This window comes from Amycolatopsis sp. FU40 (assembly GCF_021903635.1).
Classification (GTDB): Bacteria; Actinomycetota; Actinomycetes; order Mycobacteriales; family Pseudonocardiaceae; genus Amycolatopsis; species Amycolatopsis dendrobii.
Window position 1 is genome coordinate 8,918,637 of the sequence record NZ_CP091381.1, and the last position, 19,007, is coordinate 8,937,643.

General features: G+C 68.5%; 19 protein-coding genes. 11 read left to right on the top strand and 8 right to left on the bottom strand.

Annotated features, from left to right (window positions below):
* Nucleotides 1-13: 13 nt before the first annotated feature.
* Both L3Q65_RS42290 and L3Q65_RS42295 read right to left on the bottom strand, forming a co-directional pair.
* On the bottom strand, nt 14-1,519 hold the full coding sequence (locus L3Q65_RS42290) for a sodium:solute symporter (RefSeq protein ID WP_237598123.1): 1,506 nt from the start codon (nt 1,517-1,519) through the stop codon (nt 14-16).
* A gap of 4 nt (nt 1,520-1,523) precedes the next feature.
* Nucleotides 1,524-1,742, bottom strand: a complete 219-nt coding sequence (locus tag L3Q65_RS42295) for a DUF3311 domain-containing protein (RefSeq protein ID WP_182895361.1) — start codon at nt 1,740-1,742, stop codon at nt 1,524-1,526.
* Between the two features lie 173 nt (nt 1,743-1,915).
* Here L3Q65_RS42295 and L3Q65_RS42300 point away from each other — a divergent pair, with 173 nt between their 5' ends.
* From L3Q65_RS42300 to L3Q65_RS42315, 4 genes are all read left to right on the top strand, one after another.
* Complete coding sequence (locus L3Q65_RS42300) at nt 1,916-3,052, top strand: aminotransferase class V-fold PLP-dependent enzyme (RefSeq protein ID WP_182895360.1); 1,137 nt, start codon at nt 1,916-1,918, stop codon at nt 3,050-3,052.
* Nucleotides 3,049-4,287 carry an amidohydrolase family protein gene (locus L3Q65_RS42305; protein WP_237598124.1) on the top strand — a complete coding sequence of 413 codons (1,239 nt, stop codon included), beginning with the start codon at nt 3,049-3,051 and terminating at the stop codon, nt 4,285-4,287. Before L3Q65_RS42300 ends, L3Q65_RS42305 begins: the two co-directional genes overlap by 4 nt.
* A 34-nt stretch (nt 4,288-4,321) precedes the next feature.
* On the top strand, nt 4,322-4,993 hold the full coding sequence (locus tag L3Q65_RS42310) for an HAD family phosphatase (RefSeq protein ID WP_237598125.1): 672 nt from the start codon (nt 4,322-4,324) through the stop codon (nt 4,991-4,993).
* 70 nt (nt 4,994-5,063) lie between these two features.
* Nucleotides 5,064-6,206, top strand: a complete 1,143-nt coding sequence (locus tag L3Q65_RS42315; RefSeq protein WP_237598126.1) for a TetR/AcrR family transcriptional regulator — start codon at nt 5,064-5,066, stop codon at nt 6,204-6,206.
* Here the strand turns inward: L3Q65_RS42315 and L3Q65_RS42320 are convergent.
* The 4 genes from L3Q65_RS42320 to L3Q65_RS42335 form a co-directional block, all read right to left on the bottom strand.
* Nucleotides 6,203-7,414 carry an oxygenase MpaB family protein gene (locus L3Q65_RS42320; RefSeq protein ID WP_237598127.1) on the bottom strand — a complete coding sequence of 404 codons (1,212 nt, stop codon included), beginning with the start codon at nt 7,412-7,414 and terminating at the stop codon, nt 6,203-6,205. The two genes, L3Q65_RS42315 and L3Q65_RS42320, sit on opposite strands and share 4 nt — an antisense overlap.
* A gap of 256 nt (nt 7,415-7,670) precedes the next feature.
* Nucleotides 7,671-9,680, bottom strand: a complete 2,010-nt coding sequence (locus L3Q65_RS42325) for a hypothetical protein (protein WP_237601008.1) — start codon at nt 9,678-9,680, stop codon at nt 7,671-7,673.
* A gap of 66 nt (nt 9,681-9,746) precedes the next feature.
* Nucleotides 9,747-9,938, bottom strand: a complete 192-nt coding sequence (locus L3Q65_RS42330) for a hypothetical protein (RefSeq protein ID WP_220508330.1) — start codon at nt 9,936-9,938, stop codon at nt 9,747-9,749.
* Nucleotides 9,939-10,289: 351 nt separating this feature from the next.
* Nucleotides 10,290-10,754 carry an ArsI/CadI family heavy metal resistance metalloenzyme gene (locus L3Q65_RS42335; RefSeq protein WP_237598128.1) on the bottom strand — a complete coding sequence of 155 codons (465 nt, stop codon included), beginning with the start codon at nt 10,752-10,754 and terminating at the stop codon, nt 10,290-10,292.
* An 83-nt stretch (nt 10,755-10,837) separates the two neighbouring features.
* Here L3Q65_RS42335 and L3Q65_RS42340 point away from each other — a divergent pair, with 83 nt between their 5' ends.
* Genes L3Q65_RS42340 through L3Q65_RS42360 form a run of 5 tightly spaced genes read left to right on the top strand, consistent with a single transcriptional unit; the run spans nt 10,838 to nt 13,840 of the window.
* The gene (locus L3Q65_RS42340; RefSeq protein WP_182895353.1) at nt 10,838-11,200 is read left to right on the top strand and encodes a metalloregulator ArsR/SmtB family transcription factor; all 363 of its coding nucleotides are present in this window, start codon (nt 10,838-10,840) and stop codon (nt 11,198-11,200) included.
* A complete protein-coding gene (gene arsB, locus L3Q65_RS42345) occupies nt 11,197-12,279 on the top strand; it encodes an ACR3 family arsenite efflux transporter (RefSeq protein ID WP_237598129.1) in 1,083 nt (360 codons plus the stop codon). The genes L3Q65_RS42340 and arsB overlap by 4 nt, the downstream gene beginning before the upstream one ends.
* Entirely contained in the window at nt 12,276-12,674 is a 399-nt protein-coding gene (locus L3Q65_RS42350; RefSeq protein ID WP_237598130.1) for an arsenate reductase ArsC, read from the top strand. Before arsB ends, L3Q65_RS42350 begins: the two co-directional genes overlap by 4 nt.
* A 51-nt stretch (nt 12,675-12,725) precedes the next feature.
* Complete coding sequence (locus tag L3Q65_RS42355; protein WP_237598131.1) at nt 12,726-13,058, top strand: helix-turn-helix transcriptional regulator; 333 nt, start codon at nt 12,726-12,728, stop codon at nt 13,056-13,058.
* Nucleotides 13,055-13,840: a methyltransferase domain-containing protein gene (locus tag L3Q65_RS42360; RefSeq protein WP_237598132.1), complete on the top strand. Its 786-nt coding sequence runs from the start codon at nt 13,055-13,057 to the stop codon at nt 13,838-13,840. Before L3Q65_RS42355 ends, L3Q65_RS42360 begins: the two co-directional genes overlap by 4 nt.
* An 11-nt stretch (nt 13,841-13,851) precedes the next feature.
* Here L3Q65_RS42360 and glnA read toward each other — a convergent pair whose 3' ends face one another.
* Nucleotides 13,852-15,276, bottom strand: a complete 1,425-nt coding sequence (glnA, locus tag L3Q65_RS42365) for a type I glutamate--ammonia ligase (protein WP_182895348.1) — start codon at nt 15,274-15,276, stop codon at nt 13,852-13,854.
* 172 nt (nt 15,277-15,448) lie between these two features.
* Here glnA and L3Q65_RS42370 point away from each other — a divergent pair, with 172 nt between their 5' ends.
* The gene (locus L3Q65_RS42370) at nt 15,449-15,937 is read left to right on the top strand and encodes an RDD family protein (protein ID WP_237598133.1); all 489 of its coding nucleotides are present in this window, start codon (nt 15,449-15,451) and stop codon (nt 15,935-15,937) included.
* A 65-nt stretch (nt 15,938-16,002) separates the two neighbouring features.
* Here L3Q65_RS42370 and L3Q65_RS42375 read toward each other — a convergent pair whose 3' ends face one another.
* A complete protein-coding gene (locus L3Q65_RS42375; protein ID WP_182895346.1) occupies nt 16,003-16,731 on the bottom strand; it encodes a DUF4191 domain-containing protein in 729 nt (242 codons plus the stop codon).
* A 64-nt stretch (nt 16,732-16,795) separates the two neighbouring features.
* Between L3Q65_RS42375 and L3Q65_RS42380 the strand changes: the two genes are divergently transcribed.
* Nucleotides 16,796-18,895 carry an ATP-dependent DNA helicase UvrD2 gene (locus L3Q65_RS42380; RefSeq protein ID WP_182895345.1) on the top strand — a complete coding sequence of 700 codons (2,100 nt, stop codon included), beginning with the start codon at nt 16,796-16,798 and terminating at the stop codon, nt 18,893-18,895.
* Nucleotides 18,896-19,007: the final 112 nt, after the last annotated feature.

Sequence of the window (19,007 nt, forward strand, 5' to 3'; positions counted from 1 at the left end):
CCGATCATTATCATCAAACGGCGCTCCGGTGCAGGTCACCGGCCTCCGCGGGTCCCGCTGGGCGGTCCCCCGCCCCGACCTCGACCGCGGCTCGCGACGGCGGCCGGGTCACCAGGCTGACCGCCACCGTCACGATCAGGTTGACGACGAGCGCGGGCAATCCGACGACGGTTCCGGGTGGCATCGTGTGCGCGACGAGCGAGCCGAGCGCGGGCACGCCGACGATCAGCCCGCCGCACAACGCACCCGCCGCCAGCCCTGGCGCGGTGACCCGGCGCCACAGCATCGAAAGGAACAGCGCGGGAGCCAGCTGTCCGACGGCGCTGTACACGTTCGTCATGATGCTCAACAGTTTTTCGTTGCTGTGCGCGACAAGAAGTACGGAAAGCGCAGTGAAAACGAGAACGCCCACGCGCATCGCAGTCAGCGACGAGGCCCATTTCGTCGACCGGGCCCCGAGCACGTTGCGGGTGAACAGACTGCTGGCCGCGAGCACGAGCACCGCGGTCGGCACCAGCGCGACGAGAATGCCCGCGCCGCCGAGCAGTCCGATGACCCATTCCGGGTACTTCTCGCGCACGAAAATCAGCAGCGACGCGTTGGCCTGTTTGTCGGTCAGCTTCGGCAGCGCGAGCACCGCGGCGAGCGCGATCATCACGATCAGGACGTAGAACAGCGAATACAGTGGCTGGACCACCTGATTGCGGCGGATCGTCGCGACGTCCTTCGCGCTGTACGAGACCTGGAACATGTGCGGCAGCGCGAACGAGCCCAGCGGCGTGAGCAGCAGGAAGCTCATCCACCACCACGTGTTCGTCGCGGTCGAGCCATGGAGTCCGGGCAAGGTCGCGCCGCTCGGATGCGCTTGCTTCATCGCGTCGAACACGCCGAGCGGACCGCTCACCCCGGTCGCGTTCGCCGCGCCGATCGCGACCACGAGCAGGATCGCGATCAGCAGCACGTCCTTGACGATCGCGGTGAACGCGGCGCTGCGCATCCCGCCGACCAGCACGAATCCCGCGACCAGCACGCCACCGGCGATGACGTAGACCAGCGACGGAACCTCGCTGCCGAACAGGCTCGCCAGGATCAGGCTGAGCCCGGTCAACTGCACCTGCGCGTACAGCAGCAGCGCGACGATGCCGAAGACGGCGACCAGGCCGCCGAACCAGCGGGCTTCGAAGCGGGTGGTGAAGTAATCGGCCATGGTGACCAGGCCGTGCTGCTTGCCCGCGCGCCAGATCTTCGGCACCACCCAGTAGCCGACGGCCGCGGTCAGCACGACCGTGCCGAGGACGTAGAACCCGGGCGCGCCGTTGCTGAACACCCCTTGCGACGCGCCGAGCAGCGCGAACGTGGTGAACGTTTCGCCGACCAGCAGGAACCAGAACAGCCAGGTGCCGAACCGGCGTCCGCCCACGGACCATTCCTGCAGATTCATCGCCCGGCCGCGCGCGGCGGCGACGGTGCCCCAGACGATCGAACCGACCGCGATGAGAAGAGCGAGCGCCAGTGCCATCGCGCTACACCCGGTCCAGGTCGCCGCGGCGGCGGTCGATCGCGTAGACGAGGCCGATCGCGCCCGAACCGACCAGCACGCCCGCGGTCATCCACACCAGCAGGAAGGGGATCGAGCCGAAGACGTAGCCGATCCGGTTGACCAGCGGGATCGCCGCGACGCACCACGCGAACGGGACGACGAGCAGAAGCCAATGCCAGCGGCGCTTTCTGGGTGGGGCCATGATCGCTCCTCAGCTGCCCGGGTCGCCATGTTCAGCCTGGATGAATTCGCATCAGTGTGAGCGATGAGTTGTGTCGCGTCAATGACGACAATCGGGGCAACGCGAGAGAGGCTTGCGCAGTGGAAGTGCTCGCTGTTCACTGTGGCTGACGGCAGCTCTCGCGGAGGTGACTCGTGGATCCCGACCGGTTCCGTGCCCAGTTCCCCAGTTTGGCCGACACCACGCACCTGGCTTCGTGCAGCCAGGGCGCGGTTTCCGTGCAGGTCGCCGCGGCGTTGGGGGAGCTGGCGTATTCGCTGCGCGACCAGGGCGCGCCGTGGGGCCCGTGGATGGCCGAAGTCGAGCGCTTGCGCACTGCTGCGGCGGGTTTTCTGCACGCGCGACCGGACGAAATCGCTTTGGTGCCCTCCGCGTCGCACGCTGCTTTCCAGGCGGTCAACGCGGTCGGCTTCGACGACGGCGGCGTGATTGTGTCGATGGCGGCGGAATTTCCGAGCGTCGGGCAGGTGCTGCACGCGCAACGTCCGGCGCGCGAGCAGATGCGGTGGGTCAGCCAGGACGCGATGCGTTCGCTTGGCGTGATCGAGGCTTACCGCGCCCAGATCGACTCGTCGACTCGGCTCGTGTCGATCCCCTTTGCCTTGTACACCAACGGTTCCTTGCAACCAGTAAACGAGATCGCCAAGCACGCGCGAGCCGTCGGCGCCCGAGTTCTGGTCGATGCCTACCAGGCCGTCGGCGTCGTCCCCGTCGACGTCGCGCACCTGGACTGCGACTACCTGGTCACCGGCACCCTCAAGTATTTGCTTGGCCTGCCCGGAATCGCGGTGCTGTTCGCCCGCTCCGGAGTCGAAGACCACCAGCCGCCGCGGATGACCGGCTGGTTCGGCCGCGTCGACCCGTTCGACTTCGACCCCGCTCTCCTCGACGTGCCAGCCACTGCCCGTCGCTTCGAGTCCGGCACTCCCGGAATCCCCGCCGCCTACGCCGCCCGAGCAGGCATCGAAGTCCTCAGCCAACTCGACCCCGAGGCGGCTTGGGCGCACGTTGCACGCCTGGTCGCGGAAACGACCGAACGCCTCGCCGCCGCAGGCGAAACCCTGAACGGACCCGCTCCCGACGCTCGTCCCGGTCCACAAGTCGCATTGGCCGACGCCGATCCCGTTGCGCTGGCGGATTTCCTGGCCGCGCGCCGGATCGTCACCGCGCCACGCGGGTCGAACCTCCGGATCTCCTTCCACTGCTACAACACCACCGACGACATCGACCGCCTGTGCACGGCGCTCGCGGAATACCGGAGGCACGCATGATCCTCACCGCCGCACGGCTCTTGACCGATGCGTCCGCCCCGCTGATCCACGATGCCGCTGTCGCCGTCTCGAATGGCGTGATCACCTATGCCGGACCGCGGAATTCCGCTCCGGACGGCCCGGTGACCGCTCTGGGCGACGTCACCCTGATGCCCGGATTGATCGACTGTCACGTCCACCTTTGCCAAGACCCGGGTTCCGGCGAAGTCACCCTGGAAATGTCCAGCGATCACGACGCACTGAGCCGCCGGATGACCGCCAACGCGCAGCGATTGCTGGACGCCGGAGTCACCACCGCACGCGACCTCGGCGCACCCGGCACGCTGGGCACCCGCGTCCGGGACCTGCTCGCCGCGACCCCGAACGCCACCCCGCGAATCCTCGCCGCGAACGCCCCGATCACCGTCACCGGCGGCCACGCCGCGTCCATGGGCGGCATCGCGGACGGCGTCGACCAGGTCCGCGCGATGGTGAAACAACACGCGGAGGACGGCGTCGACCTGATCAAAGTCATGACCACCGGTGGTTTCATGACTCCCGGCAGCCATCCGTCGGAAGCGCGCTACACCGTGGCCGAGCTGACCGCTTTGGTCGCCGAAGCACACGCTCGTTCATTGCCGGTGACGACACACGCGCTGGGCGTCGAAGGCATCGAACGAGCCGTAATCGCCGGAGTCGACTGCATCGAACACTGCGGCTGGGTCACCCGTACTGGCACGGAATTCGATCCGCGAATCGCCGAGATGATCGTTTCACGGGGAATCGCCGTGAGCCCGACCATGAACACCGCCTGCACCGCAGCGGACTACATGTGCCCGTGGGACGAACGCGACGCCGTCGTCGGCAACCTGCGCGCGCTGATCTCCTTGGGAGCCATCATCGTCGCCGGAACCGACGCCGGAATCCCGCTGGTGCACTTCGAACGCTACGCCGACTGCCTGGACACCTTCGCCGAAGCCGGAATGACGCCGCGCCAATCGATCGCCAGCGCCACCTCAGTCGCCGCCGACGTATGCGGCCTGGCAGACGCAACCGGCCGGTTGGCCCCCGGCCTCCGCGCGGACGTCATCGCGGTGGACGGCGATCCGACCGAGTCGCTGGCCTCTCTGCACCACCCGCGTTTCGTTCTGGCCGACGGTCTTCAGCACGAAATCCGCAACACCGACCTGGGCACCGGCGATTCGGCCGCGCGGGAGCGAATCCGCCGGAACCTCGAACAGGGCGCCGGACGATGACAGACTGAGGACACGCTGACCGGGAAGGGATCCGATGCTTTTCGACTGGACACCACAGGCGGTCGTCTTCGACTGCGACGGCCTGCTGATGGACACCGAACCTTGCTGGTCAGTCGCCGAAACGGAGCTTTTCGCCCGCCGCGGCCTCCCGTTCGGGCCGGAGCAGAAGGCGCTGGTCATCGGCAAATCGGTCGCCGCGGCGGCCGACACCATGGCCGACGTGTTCGGCGAACCCGGCAGCGGCCCCGCGATCGCGGACGAGCTGCTGGCCATGGTGACCGACGTGGTGTCCGCCAAAGCCGAAGCGATGCCCGGTGCCCACGAGCTGGTCGATCTGGCCGCGGCCGCGGTGCCGGTCGCCGTGGCCAGCAACTCGCCCCGCGCGCTGCTGGAAGCCGCGTTGGAGCGAGGCGGCTTCGAGTTCTCGATCAGCGTGGCCGGCGACGAGGTCACTGCGCCGAAGCCGGCTCCGGAGATCTACCTGACGTCCTGTGCCCGGCTGGGCGTGGCTCCGGCGTCGGCCCTCGCGTTCGAGGACTCGATGACCGGCCTGCGGTCGGCCCGCGCCGCCGGCGTGCCCGTGGTCGGCGTCCCGACCTTGTCCGGCACCGAATTTCCCGCCGACGTCGTGGTCTCGTCCCTGCGAGACGCGGGTCTCCTCGCCTGGCTCCGGCGCTGGCGACAACCACGCCTCCCGCTCGCGTGAAGACCCGCCCGTCTCGTGATTGACTGGCCGGCATGGCCGTACTTCCGCATCCGAGCGTCCGGGGTCCGCAGTGACCTCCGAATCGGCTGCGGCCACCCGTCCGCGCAATCGCAAGCAGCTCATCGTCGAAGCGGCGGGCCGCGCCTTCAGCGAGCGGGGCTACCACGCGGCGTCCATGGAGGAGATCGCCGCCGCCGTCGGCATCACTGCGGCGGCGCTGTACCGGCATTTCCCGAACAAGTACGCCCTCTTCACCGAGTGCGCCAACGTGATGGCAGACCGCCTCGTCGCCGCCCTCGACGCGGTGCCTTCTGCCGCACCAGCCGAAGCCGTATTCCGTCCACTGGCCCAGGTCACGGTCGCCCACCGCGAGTCCGGCGGCCTGTACCGCTGGGAAGCCCGCTACCTCGACCGAGCGGATCGTCGCGTCCTGAGCGCGAAATTCGCCCAAGTCGTCGCGCGCGTGACCGACATGGTGCAGCCGTCCCCGGACGCGGGCCTCCGCGCCGTAGCCGCACTCGGCGCGATCGGCTCGATCACTATGCACCGCACATCGATCGCCCACCACCGCGCGGAGAACTTGCTGACCGATTCCGCCCTCCGCCTCGCCACCGCAACGACCGCCCCGACCGCGCCCTCGGTGGAGTTGCCCGCCCAGCCCGTCGCCCGAACCCGCCGCGCGCAAATCCTCGCCGCCGCAGTGCCGTTGTTCGAACGCGACGGATTCGCGAACGTCACGAACGCACGTATCGCCGAAGCCGTGGGTTTGGTGCCTTCCGCGCTCTACCGCCATTTCCCGAACAAGGCCGAAATCCTGGCAGCCGCCTGCCTGCAAGCCGCAGGACTCCTGTCGCAAGCCGTAGAACAAAACCTCCACGGCACCACCGGCGCGCAAGCCCTGCCCGTACTGGCCGCGACCTATGTGGCGTACAGCTTCGAACACACCGCTCTGACCAACGTCGCCGCCGCCGAACTGGGCGGCCTTCCCGCCGCGTTGCAACGCCCGCTGATCCTGGCGCAACGCGAGCACATCGCGGTCTGGGAACAACAACTCCGGCTGGCCCGGCCGGAGTTGGACGCGCACCAAGCCCGCGTACTGGTGCACGCGGGCTTCGGCGCGGTAGTCGAAACCGGCCGGCGGCTGCGGTGGGAGGACACCCCCGGCCACCGCACCGCCGTCACCGCCTTCCTGCTGAGCGCGTTGGGACTCTAGGCGCCCGGCCGATTCGCCGCGGGGAGCGTGATCGGCGTCTGCGTGGGCGAGGTCCCGTTGTTGAGGTACAGCATCGAAATGCCGCGCACGAACTGATCGAAAAGGTAGAAACTGCCGGGCATGATCTTGGTCGCCCCTTCCCGGAACGCCACATAGGCAGGCCATTCGAGGCGGACCAACGCCGCCTGCGCGTAGTCGCGGGGGAGTCCGAGCCAATCGCCCATCTGGTCATTGAGCAGATACCGAACCAGTTCGTTGACGAACCCGGAATCGAGTCCGAGCGTCGGATTCTCGATATACCCGAGCAACGTCTTCGCCAGGCTGACCCCTTCCTCGGTCGGCCCGAGCACCGGCCACAACATCTGCTGCGCCTGCGCTTCCGCGTCCGCCCACGTCTGCGGGATGAACTGCTCCTGCACGCCGAGCAGATGCAGTGCGACCTGCCAGGCATGCAGATCCGCTTCCTGCTCCGCCGACGACAACGCGATGTTCCACTTGAGCATGTTGCTGCGCGCGAACGTCGCCACGGAATGGAACGTCCGCAAAATGTCCCCGTTGCTGATCGGCTTGGGCTGATCCGCGCCCGACTGATACTTCGCCGACGTCGGCAGCAAATTCCGCACCGCCGCGTGCACCAGCCGGGTCTTATTGGCCGTCACCACGAAATGCCCGTCCGGCGCCCAAGCTTTGGAATTGTGCAAGTCGTAGCCGAAGGTGAACGTCTTGGCCGCCCGCTGCTTCATGTCCGCGCCGCCAGCCGACCAGTAGACCGCCCGCGCCTCTCGCGGAATAACGGTGCTCATGATCCCGCTGCCGAGCGTCTCCGAGACGAACAGATAACTGCTCAAGCGGGTATAAAGCTTCTCCGACGCGGCAAGCTTCGCCGGATCCGCCCACGACGGCAGCTTGTTGACCTGCTGCAGATACGCCACCAGGTAATCCGGCAGGCCGGCGGGCAACGGCGCGTTGTTGTCGATCCAGCTCTCCCAGGCTGTATTGACCGCCGCCACCTTGCCCTCGGCCAGCAACGCCTTGGCGACCGCGTCCGCGGTGTCGTCCCACACCTGGAACGGATCGGCCCCGGTTCCGCTCCCGGCGATGGACCCCTTGCCCGACCACGCCCACGCGGTGCCGGTGGTGCCCGCCATCCCCGCGATGCCCAACGCCGCGCCGAGGGTCAGCACCTTCCTTCTGCTGAGATTCTCCATGTACTTGTCTGCCTCTCTGGTAGGCGTCGTTGCCATCCCATCACCGGCCAGGGGCTGCTCGCCGCCCCCTGTCGACAGTCTCGGAAGAAGTGATTTCTCATTAACATAACGGCGCCGGTCGGCTGGTGGCAAGAGGTGTCGCCGCTCCGGATCACCGAGCCGGTGCGAGGACCTGCGGTTTCTGCCGAGGCCGAGGAACGGTCCCCGGCGAAGATCGACCGGCACCCGGGGCCGGGGCGGACGGGGCGAGCCGGGCTCAACCCCGCCGCTTCTTGCGGGCGTTCTTCGGAGACCGGGAAACCCCGGCCAGCGGATGCACGGTCGCGTGCCCTGGCCCGCGCCGGGTGAACACTTCCCGCAGCTCCGCGACGCCCGTTTCGTCGGGATGGCCGCAAGCAAGCAGGTTCGCGGTCAACCCGCGAGCTTCGTCGGGAGGAATCGTGGCGAGTGCGGCCGCGACCTCGTCGGGTCCGCCGACTTCGAGCAGGTGAATGAACTGCTCGACCATGCCGCGCAGGGTTTCCTCGTCGCTGAGGCTCTCCATCGCGAGCTCGCCGTTGTCGACGAGCAGTTGCACGGCGAGCGGTCCGAGCCGCTGGTCGTGGCGCAACTCCCGGAGCATCGCGGCACCGTCGGGAACAGCCTGAACGAGTACGTCGAGCATCGCCCGTGCGCGAGTGCGGAACGGGGAACGGCGAACAGCGTCCAGCAGCAGCGGCAGTCCGTGTTCCCGCCCGCCGTGGGCGGCTAGCCAGCCGGCCAGTTCCGTCTCCGCGGTCTCCGTGCTGTAGTGCTCGACGAGCAAGCCGAGCAATCCGTCGGGCTCAGCGCCGGCCAGCTCACCGACCAGCGGTGCGTGGCGACCGGCGGCGATCAGCCGGTCGCGGACCGCCCGGGTCGCCAACGGGGTCAGGGCCACCAGTTCGACGGTTCCGGAGGAAAGCGCGGCCCGCAGGCGGGCATCGGTGTCCGGCGGGAATCCGACAGGTCCGTCCGGGCCGAGATCGGCGCGGAACATCGGATCGGGTACGCCGGTCGTGAGCGTGACCGCGCCGATGTCCGCGAGCGTGGCGAACACCCGGCGCAAGTCCGCGCCGACTCCCTTCCGCCACTCGGTTTCGGTCGTCTCGTCCAGATCCGCGAACCACACGGCTTCGACGAAGGACAGCCAGACGGTTTCCTGAAGCCGGACCACCGGCATCGGTAGCGGAAAGCCGTAAAGGGTGTTGAGAACGTCGGGCAGCACCACGTCGATGATGTCGCCGAACAACACGGTGTGCTCAGGCGCCCAGTGGTTTCCTTCAGTGACGAGTTCCGGGGAGGGAAGCGCGTCGAACGCCGCGGTCCAGAGGGCGAGACTGTCCCGGAGCAACCGCGCGTTCTTCGCGACGCGCACCAGCTTGCCCTTGACCACCCGGACGACGCGGATTTCTTTCGCCAGCTCGACCAGCCCGGCCAGCACATGCAGATCGGCGCTGCTCTGGGTCTGGTAGATCCGGTCGCCGATCGCCGGATCGATCTCGTCGCCGGTGTCCAGCAGATTCACCAGTTCGCGCGCGTCGGCCAGTTTCAGCTGACCGGTCGAGGTCAGCGCCCGGCCGTCGCCGACCCAGTCGACCAGTCCGCGCAACCGGGCGACGACCGGTGTCCGCTCCGCGATCGCCGCGAGTTCCGAGTCCGGGGGCAACGCCACCGGCAGTTGCGGCACCGCACGCTCCGGCTGGCCGCCGTCCAGCAGGTGCCGCGTCGCGATTTCTTCGAGTACCTGCTCGTCGTAGCTCACCTTGCCCGCGCGGACGTCGTCGAGAAAACGCTCCATGACCGCGTTGTCCGTGGGATCGAGGCCGCGCCGGAGCGCGTTCGTCACCCAGAACTTGGCCACGCCGAAATTCCGTTCGTCGGCCATCGCCGCGAGGAAACCAGAACTGGCTTTCGTCACCGCCGCGTCGAGGTCGGTGAGCGGATCGCCCGTGGGATCGGCCAGTCCGTTCGCGTGCAGCCAGCGCAGGAACAGCCGCAGATCCTCCGGGACGTGGCCCGCGTCGTCCGGGTCGGCCGACAGCGTTCGCGGCGTGTAGGACAACAGGAATTCCTCGACCAGGGCGGCGGTCCAGTATCCCAGCCGCCCGTCGATGCTCTGCTGCCGGAAATTCAGCGCGGATTCCGCCACCAGCGGATCGAGGCGCCCGAAATCGGCTGCGCAGCGACGGATCAGCAAGGCCTTGACCGCCTCGAACTCGTCGGCGTCCTCGGGCTCGAAATACATGCGCACGGCGGTTCAGAATCCTTGACGGAAGTCGGGGGCGAGCACGTGAACAGCGTAGGGGACAGCTCAGGCTTGCTGCCGGGGATGCGGCCCCACCCCAGGAACCCGCGTGATCTCCTCCGCGAGAAAGTCCCGCAAAAGCCGTACCCGGGTCAGCTCCGCCCGCTCCGGCACGACGAGCAGATTCAACGGCAACGGCGCACAGCCGTACCCCGGCAGCACCGCCTCCAGCACCCCGTCCCGCAGCAGGTCGTCCACCAGCCACCTCGGCACCGGCGCGATCCCGCGTCCGGCGAATCACGTCGTGCGCCGACAGATCTCCCGGCATCTCAGGCGTCCCACGCTGGGTGAGACAGTCGGGTGACGCGACCAGAATCTGGTGCGCCACCCCGAGCGGCCGCAGGCGCAGTTCGCTGTCCGGATGCCGGTCCTGGAAGGCGAAGATCAGCTGGCTCAGATGCATGACCCCGAAGAAGGCCGAACACGAGATCCGCACTTTCCCGGACGCGCCGGTCTTGGCCTCCTCGACCTCCTGCCTCGCCTGCTCGTGACCGCTGCGTCGCCGCATTCAGCTCGGCTCGTGCCGAAAACGGCTGGCCAACGCTGTGCTCAGGCGCAGCAGCCCTCCGGCCGGGCGTCGTGGCCGGTTTCCGAACTGCAGCACGTTGCCGCGGTGGTGAGTGCGGCGCTGTCAGTGCCGAAGGTCTGCGAATCGGCCTTGACCGTGTAGACCTCCCAGGCTTCCTGGCCAGGGCCGTGCACCCACACCTTGTCCTGGACCGCGTAACAGCAGGTCGTGTCGTCTTCGGTCAGCGTCTCCAGGCCCTCGCCGGTGAGGCGCTTGCTGGCCTCGCTGACCTGGTCGGTCGACTCCACCTCGACTCCGAGATGGTCCATGACCGTCGCCTGGCCCGGCTCGCCTTCCAGGAGCACGAGCTTGAGCGCGGGCTCGGCGATGGCGAAGTTGGCATACCCGGGCCGGAGTTTCGCCGGTTCGGCGCCGAACAGTTTCGAGTAGAAGTCGATCGAGCCCTCGAGGTCCCCGACCCGCAGCGCGAGCTGTACCCGTGACATCCCGTCCTCCTTGAATAGATGTTTGTCGAAACAGTGTCGGGGCTTAGATTGTCCTCTACTTAGAAGTCTGTCAAGATAGACGTATGCCGAAACAGTTGCCGGTCGTCGCGATGGACGCCTGCTGCTCCCCGCTGGCTCGTGAACCGCTGAGCGAGGACCAGGCCGTCGAGTTGTCCAAGCTGTTCAAAGCGATGGCCGACCCGGTCCGGCTGCGGCTGCTTTCGCTGATCGCCTCCCATGCCGGCGGCGAAGCGTGCGTGTGCGACCTGACCGACGCGTTCGACCTGACCGGCCCGACCATCTCCCATCACCTCAAGGTGCTGCGCGAGTCCGGCCTGATCACCGGCGAACGGCGGGGCACTTGGGTGTACTACCGCGTTCATCCCGAGGTGCTGGCCCGGTTGTCGGCAGTGCTGGTCCCCGGCGACGCTCCGGTCCCGGCATGACCGGCACGCGCACCGAGGTGGTCGGCAAGCTGTCCACTTTGGACCGTCTGCTGCCCGTGTGGATCGCGGCCGCGATGCTCGCCGGGCTTCTCGCCGGCCGATGGATTCCCGGCCTGAACACCGTGTTGTCCGCGGTGGAAGTCGACGGGATTTCGTTGCCGATCGCGCTCGGGCTGCTGGTGATGATGTACCCGGTGCTGGCGAAGGTCCGCTACGACCGGCTCGGCGCCGTGACGGCCGACCGGCGGCTGCTGTGGCCGTCGCTGGTGCTGAACTGGCTGATCGGCCCGGCGCTGATGTTCGCGCTCGCCTGGCTGCTGCTGCCCGACCTGCCGGAGTACCGCACCGGGCTGATCATCGTCGGCCTCGCCCGCTGTATCGCGATGGTGATCATCTGGAACGACCTGGCCTGCGGGGATCGGGAAGCCGCCGCCGTGCTCGTCGCGCTGAACTCGGTGTTCCAGGTCGTCATGTTCGGCGTCCTCGGCTGGTTCTACCTGACTGTGCTGCCCGGCTGGCTCGGCCTGCCGCAAGCGGACCTCAGCGTTTCCGCCTGGCAAATCGCCAAGAGCGTGCTGGTGTTCCTGGGCATCCCGCTGCTCGCGGGCTACCTTTCGCGGAAGCTGGGCGAACGCGCGAAGGGCCGCACCTGGTACGAATCCCGGTTCCTGCCGAAGATCGGCCCGGTCGCGCTGTACGGACTGCTGTTCACCATCGTGGTCCTGTTCGCCTTGCAGGGCGACCAGATCACCAGCCGCCCGCTCGACGTCGCCCGGATCGCACTGCCGCTGCTGGTCTACTTCGGACTCATGTGGGCCGGTTCCTACGCCCTCGGCAAGGCGGTCGGCCTGTCGTACGAACGAACCACGACCCTCGCGTTCACCGCCGCCGGCAACAACTTCGAACTCGCCATCGCGGTCGCGATCGCCACTTTCGGCGCGACCAGCGGCCAGGCTCTCGCCGGGGTGGTCGGCCCGCTCATCGAAGTCCCGGTCTTGGTCGCCCTGGTTTACGTGTCTCTCGCGCTTCGGCGCCGATTCACCGCCGGCTCCCCTGCGACCGCGGAGGCCGCATCGTGACCAGACCCGAAGTTCTCTTCGTCTGCGTCCACAATGCCGGACGCTCGCAAATGGCGGCAGCTCTCCTGCAGTACCACGCGCGGGGCCGGGTCGTCGTCCGCTCCGCCGGATCCGCCCCGGCTGACACCGTCAATCCCGCCGTCGTGGCGGTCATGGACGAACTCGGCATCGATCTCTCCCGAGAGTTTCCCAAGCCCTTGACCACCGAGGGCGTCCGATCGGCCGACGTCGTGATCACCATGGGCTGCGGTGACGCCTGCCCCGTGTTCCCCGGCAAGCGCTACCTCGACTGGAAACTCGACGACCCAGCGGGCCTTCCCCCTGAGCGGATTCGCCCGATCCGCGACGAGATAGACCGGCGGGTCCGCGCTCTGCTGGCCGAACTCGTCGCCTAGCTTCTCCTCTCTTCATCGTCTATCGTCGATGGACGATGAAGGAGGTTCGCCGTGCTGGATCGCACTACCGCGGAGACCTACGCCAGCTGGTTCCGGGCGCTCGCGGATCCGACCCGCGTCCAGATCCTGCACCTGATCGCCTCGGCGGGCCGCCCGCTGGCGGTCGGCGAGATCGTCGAGCAGGTAAGCGTCAGCCAGTCCACCGTCTCGGCGCATCTCAAGGTCCTCACCGAATCCCGGTTCGTCCTCGTACAGCCTCAAGGCACCGCACGGTTGTACCGGGTCAACGAGCAGTGCTTGTCCTGCTTCCCCAGCGCGGCCGACGTCGTCATGGGCCGCGCCGCTGTCGAGTTCGCCGACGTCGCCTGCGAGGTAACGCGATGAGACCAGACCAAGACGCGATCCGCGACCGCTACGCCGGCGCGGCTCGGCGAGCGTTGGCAGGCGAAGCGACCGGCTTGCTGTCCGGAGCAGGGGACACCGAGCGGCTCGGAGCCGTGCACTACGCGGACGACGACGTCCCCGAAGCAGTGGCCTCCACTAGTCTGGGCTGCGGAAACCCGCTCGCCGTCGCTGATGTGCGTCCAGGCGAGACCGTCCTCGACCTCGGCTCTGGCGGCGGCCTCGACGTGCTGCTTTCCGCCCGTCGCGTCGGACCCTCCGGCCGCGCCATCGGCCTCGACATGACCGACGAGATGCTCGCTCTCGCCCGTCGGCATGCCGCGGAGGCGGAGCTCGGCAATGCCGAGTTCGTCAAAGGCACGATCGAAGCTATTCCCTTGCCGGACAACACCGTCGACGTCGTGATCTCCAACTGCGTCATCGCCTTGTCACCAGACAAACCGGCTGTGTTCGCGGGAATCGCGCGCGTCCTGCGCCCTGGCGGCCGGTTAGGCGTGACGGACATCCTCGCCGACGAAACCCTGACCGACGCGGAGCGCGCTACCGCTGACGGAGCCGTCGAATGCCTCGGCGGAGCACTGACGGCGGACGATTACCGCGGCTTGCTTCACGCTGCGGGGCTCGTGAACGTGGAGGTCCGGCGTACCCATGAAGTCGGGCCGAAGCTGTATTCGGCGATCATTCGCGCCGAGAAGCCGGCAAAAAACGGGACGGCGGCCGAGGATTTCCCTCGACCGCCGTCCCGTGTCCAGCAGGGGATGTAGCCCCGCGCCGATCACACGTCGTAGTAAAGCGAGAACTCGTACGGGTGCGGGCGAAGCCGCAGCGGGTCGATCTCGTTCTCGCGCTTGTACTGGATCCACGTCTCGATCACGTCGGGCGTGAAGACGCCGCCCTCGAGCAGGTAGTCGTGGTCCTGCTCCAGGGTGTCCAGCACGGTGCCCAGGTCGCCCGGGACCAGCTTGACGTTCTTGGCCTCCTCGGGCGGCAGCTCGTAGAGGTCCTTGTCGATCGGCTCCGGCGGCTCGATCTTGTTCTTGATGCCGTCGAGCCCGGCCATCATCATCGCGGAGAACGCCAGGTACGGGTTGCCCGACGAGTCCGGGCAGCGGAACTCGGCGCGCTTGGCCTTCGCGTTGTTGCCGGTGATCGGGATGCGGACGCACGCGGAGCGGTTGCGCTGCGAGTACACCAGCGAAACCGGGGCCTCGAAGCCCGGCACCAGGCGGTGGTAGGAGTTCACCGTCGGGTTGGTGAAGGCCAGCAGGCTCGGCGCGTGCTTGAGCAGGCCGCCGATGTAGTGCCGCGCCGTGTCCGACAGGCCCGCGTAGCCGGACTCGTCGTGGAACAGCGGCTGGCCGTCCTTCCACAGCGACTGGTGGCAGTGCATGCCCGAGCCGTTGTCGCCGGCGAGCGGCTTCGGCATGAACGTCGCGGTCTTGCCCGCGGCGAACACGGTGTTCTTCACGATGTACTTGAACAGCTGCAGGTCGTCGGCAGCGTGCAGCAGCGTGTTGAACTTGTAGTTGATCTCCGTCTGGCCGGCGGTGCCCACCTCGTGGTGCGCGCGCTCGATCTCGAAGCCGGAGTTCGTCAGCGCGCGGACGATGTCGTCGCGCAGGTCGGCGAAGTGGTCGACCGGCGGGACAGGGAAGTAGCCGCCCTTGAACTTCGTCTTGTAGCCCTGGTTCCCGCCCTCGGTGTCGGCGCCGGTGTTCCACCAGCCCTCGACCGAGTCGATCTCGTGGAACGACAGGTGCTCGGCGTCCTCGAAGCGGACCGAGTCGAAGATGTAGAACTCCGCCTCGGGGCCGAAGAAGACGTTGTCGGCGACGCCGTACTCCGCGATGTACTGCTCGGCCTTGCGCGCGATGTTGCGCGGGTCGCGGCTGTAGGCCTCGCGGGTGAACGGGTCGTGCACGAAGAAGTTCAGCGAGAGCGTCTTCGCCTTGCGGAACGGGTCGATCCGCGCCGTCTCGGGGTCCGGCAGCAGCAGCATGTCGGACTCGTGGATCGACTGGAAGCCGCGCACCGAGGAGCCGTCGAAGGCGAGACCCTCTTCGTACGCCTCCAGGTCGAACGCCTTGGCGGGCACCGTGAAGTGCTGCATGACGCCCGGCAGGTCGCAGAACCTGACGTCGATCGACTCGACCTTCTCGTCGGCGATGAGGCGCTGAATGTCGTCTGGAGTAGTGGGCACCCTCGGTGACTCCTTCTCGTTCGTTACCGGCGGCTGTACTCTCTTCGGCTCACGCTAAGAGGGCGGTGTTGCCCGACCGTCACCCGAATGTTTCGCCGGTGTTAACGGGCCGCCGTCACTGCCCAGTCGACCAGGCCGGATGTGGTCCGCGCCACCGGCATACCCTGGACGGGTGGCGAGATGGACGGGTGAATGGCTGCCGGGCACGGGCGACGGCTCCACCGCGGCGGGCCCGCGCGAGGCCCCGAACTGGCGCGGCGAGTCGATGGGCCTGCCCGAATCGGGCGTCGGCGCGGTGGCGAGCGGCGGCCCGCGCTTCCTCGCGCTCGTGCTCGACCTGGTGCTCGCCTCCCTGATCACGGCCCTGTTCGTGCGCTATGACCTGCAGAACGCCGCCGCGATGCAGACGTTCAACCTCTGGGCGGGCGCGGTCTGGGCGGTCATCACGGTCATTCCGGTCACGTTCTTCGGCTTCACCCCCGGCATGGCAGCCCTCGGCATCCGGGTGGCGCGCCTGGACGGGGCGACGATGGTCGGCGCGTGGCGTGCGCTGGTGCGGATGGTGCTCACGGCGCTGCTGCTCCCGCCGCTGGTGCGCAACGCCGACGGCCGCAACTGGCTCGACCGCGCCACCAACACCGTCGTCATCCGGATGCGCTGAAGTCCGCTTCCCCGAATGCGAAGAACCCCCGGCCGTGGCGGACCGGGGGTTCTCGGTAGCAAGCGTCAGCGACGGCGGATGGTGCGCTGCACGTTCCGCATCTTCGCGCCCGCGGGCATCGGGCCCTTCGGCATCGCCGCGCCGCGCGAGCCGAGGGCGGCCAGCTTCGCTTCGAGGGCGTCGATCTGGGCCGGCTTGAGGTTGCGCGGCAGCTTCGTCAGGTGCGACTGCAGCTTCTTGAGCGGGACCTGCTTGTCCTCGTGCCCGATCGTCACGTCGTAGATCGGAGTGTCGCCGACCAGCCGCGACACGCGCTTCTTCTCCTGCGCGAGCAGGCTCTTCACCCGGTGTGGCGCGCCTTCGGCCACGAGGATCACGCCGGGGTGGCCGAGCACGCGGTGGACGGCGTCGAGCTGGGTCGTCGCGGCGACGGTCGGCGTGACCTTCCACTTGCCGCGCATGTTCTCCAGGGCCCAGGCCCCAGCGCCGGGCTGGCCGTCGGCCTTCCCGTAGACCGTGCGCTGCACGCGCCTGCCGAAGATGATCACGGCGAGCAGGATGCCGAGCACGATGCCCAGCGGCAGCAGCGTCCACTGGATGTCGAAGAGGAACCCGATGCCGAACAGCACGCCGGCGACGACCACGATCGAACCGACCATCCAGGGGATGAGCATCGGGTCTTCGCGGCGCTGCATCTTGAACGCCTCGAACAGCTGCCCGCGCCGGGCCTTGCTCGCAGCGCGCTTTTCCCGCTTGGCCTGCTTGGCCGCTTCCTTGTCCTGCTTGCCCGCCATATGACCAGGATACGGCCGCGTGCCCGGCCGGGAATCCGTCGGCCCCCTCTGCGAGGATCGCGGGGTGGCCATCGCATCGTCTCCCCAGAGCCGGCAGAGCCGCGCGAGCCTGCTCGACGGGCTTGATCCCGAGCAGCGCGCCGCCGCGGCGGCCCCCCGCGGCCCGGTGTGCGTCCTCGCGGGCGCGGGCACCGGAAAGACCCGGACGATCACGCACCGCATCGCCCACCTGGTCCAATCGGGCCACGTCGCGGCCGGGCAGGTACTGGCAGTCACCTTCACGACGCGCGCCGCGGGGGAGATGCGCACCCGGCTGCGCGGCCTCGGGGTCGACGCGGCGCAGGCGCTGACCTTCCACGCCGCCGCCCGCCGTCAGCTCCGCTACTTCTGGCCGCGGGTCGTCGGCGACCGGCCGTGGGACCTGATCGACAACAAGTTCCGGCTCGTCGCACAGGCCGCCCAGCGCGTCCGGCTGAGCACCGAGACAGAGGTGCTGCGCGACCTGGCGAGCGAGATCGAGTGGAGCAAAGCGTCGCTGGTCTCGCCGGACGACTACCCCTCGGTCGCCGCGCGAACGCAGCGCGACACTCCCGCGCCGGTCGCACAGGTCGCCGAGGTCTACCGCTGGTACGAGGAGCTGAAGACGAACGCGCAGGTCCTCGACTTCGACGACCTGCTCCTGCAGACCACCGCCGTGCTGGAAAGGCACGAGGCGGTCGCGGCCGAGTTCCGCGACCGGTACCGCTGCTTCGTGGTCGACGAGTACCAGGACGTCACGCCGTTGCAGCAGCGGCTGCTCGACGCGTGGCTCGGCGGCCGCGACGACCTCACCGTCGTCGGCGACGCCAACCAGACCATCTACTCCTTCGGCGGCGCCTCGCCGAAGTCGCTGCTGGAGTTCACGCGGCGGTTCCCGGAGGCGACGGTCGTGCGCCTCGAACGCGACTACCGGTCCACACCGCAGGTCGTCGCGCTGGCGAACCGCGTGATCGGCGCCGCGCGCGGACGCCCGGCCGGGTCGCGGCTGAAGCTCGTCGGGCAGCGTCCGGAGGGGCCGGACCCGCGGTTCGCCGAGTACGAGGACGAGGCCGCCGAGGCCGGCGCGGTCGCGCGGCGGGTCCGCGAACTGCTCGACGCGGACGTGCCGGCGAGCGAGATCGCGGTCCTGTTCCGGGTGAACGCGCAGTCGGAGGCGTACGAGCAGGCGCTCACCGAAGCCGGGATCCCGTACCTGGTCCGCGGCGGCGAGCGGTTCTTCCAGCGCACCGAGGTGCGGCAGGCGATGGCGGCGCTGCGCACGGCGTCGATGGAACCGACCTCGTTGGAGCTGGTCACGGCGGTGCGCTCGGTGCTCGCGCGGGTCGGGCTCACCGAACAGCCGCCGTCCGGCGGAGCGGCGAAGGAGCGGTGGGACGCACTGCTCGCGCTGGTCGAGCTGGCCGAGGAACTGGCGGCGGCGGTCGAGGACGCGGATCTGCCGCGCTTCGTCGCGGAGCTCGAGCAGCGCGCGGCGGCGCAGCACCCGCCGACCGTTGAAGGCGTCACGCTCGCGTCGCTGCACGCGGCGAAGGGACTCGAGTGGGACGCGGTGTTCCTCGTCGGCCTGTCCGAGGGCACGATGCCGATCTTGCACGCGGACGGCGACGACGCCGCGATCGAAGAGGAACGGCGGCTGTTCTACGTCGGCGTCACGCGGGCCAGGGAGCACCTGTCGCTGTCGTGGTCGCTGTCGCGCGGGCAGGGCAGGGGACGCAACCGGCGCCGCTCGCGGTTCCTGTACGGGCTGATCCCGGAGGACCACCCGGCGGCGCGCATCGCCCGATCGCAGCAGGCGGCGAAGCCGGGGTCGAACGTCGCCCGCTGCCGGCTGTGCGGCGGTCCGCTGGTGCAGACCATGGAGGTCAAGCTGGGCCGGTGCGGGAAGTGCCCGTCCACAGTGGACGAGGATCTGCTGGAGAAGCTGAAGACGTGGCGCGGGGAGCGTTCGCGGGAGTTGAAGGTCCCGGCGTTCGTCGTGTTCACTGACGCGACGCTGATGGCGATCGCCGAGCAACGGCCGACCGACGACGGCGCGCTGGTGTCGATCTCCGGGATCGGCGCGACGAAGCTGGAGCGGTTCGGCGCCGAGGTGCTCGACGTGGTCCGGTCGTCGATGCGATCTTGACCGCGTCTTCGCGGTGATCGATGCGGCGAACCTGCAGCTCGGAGGCGATCTTCGGCTTTTCGGCAGAGATTTGGGAAAATAAGTTGCCCCGGTTGCGCCGGGGCGCATAACC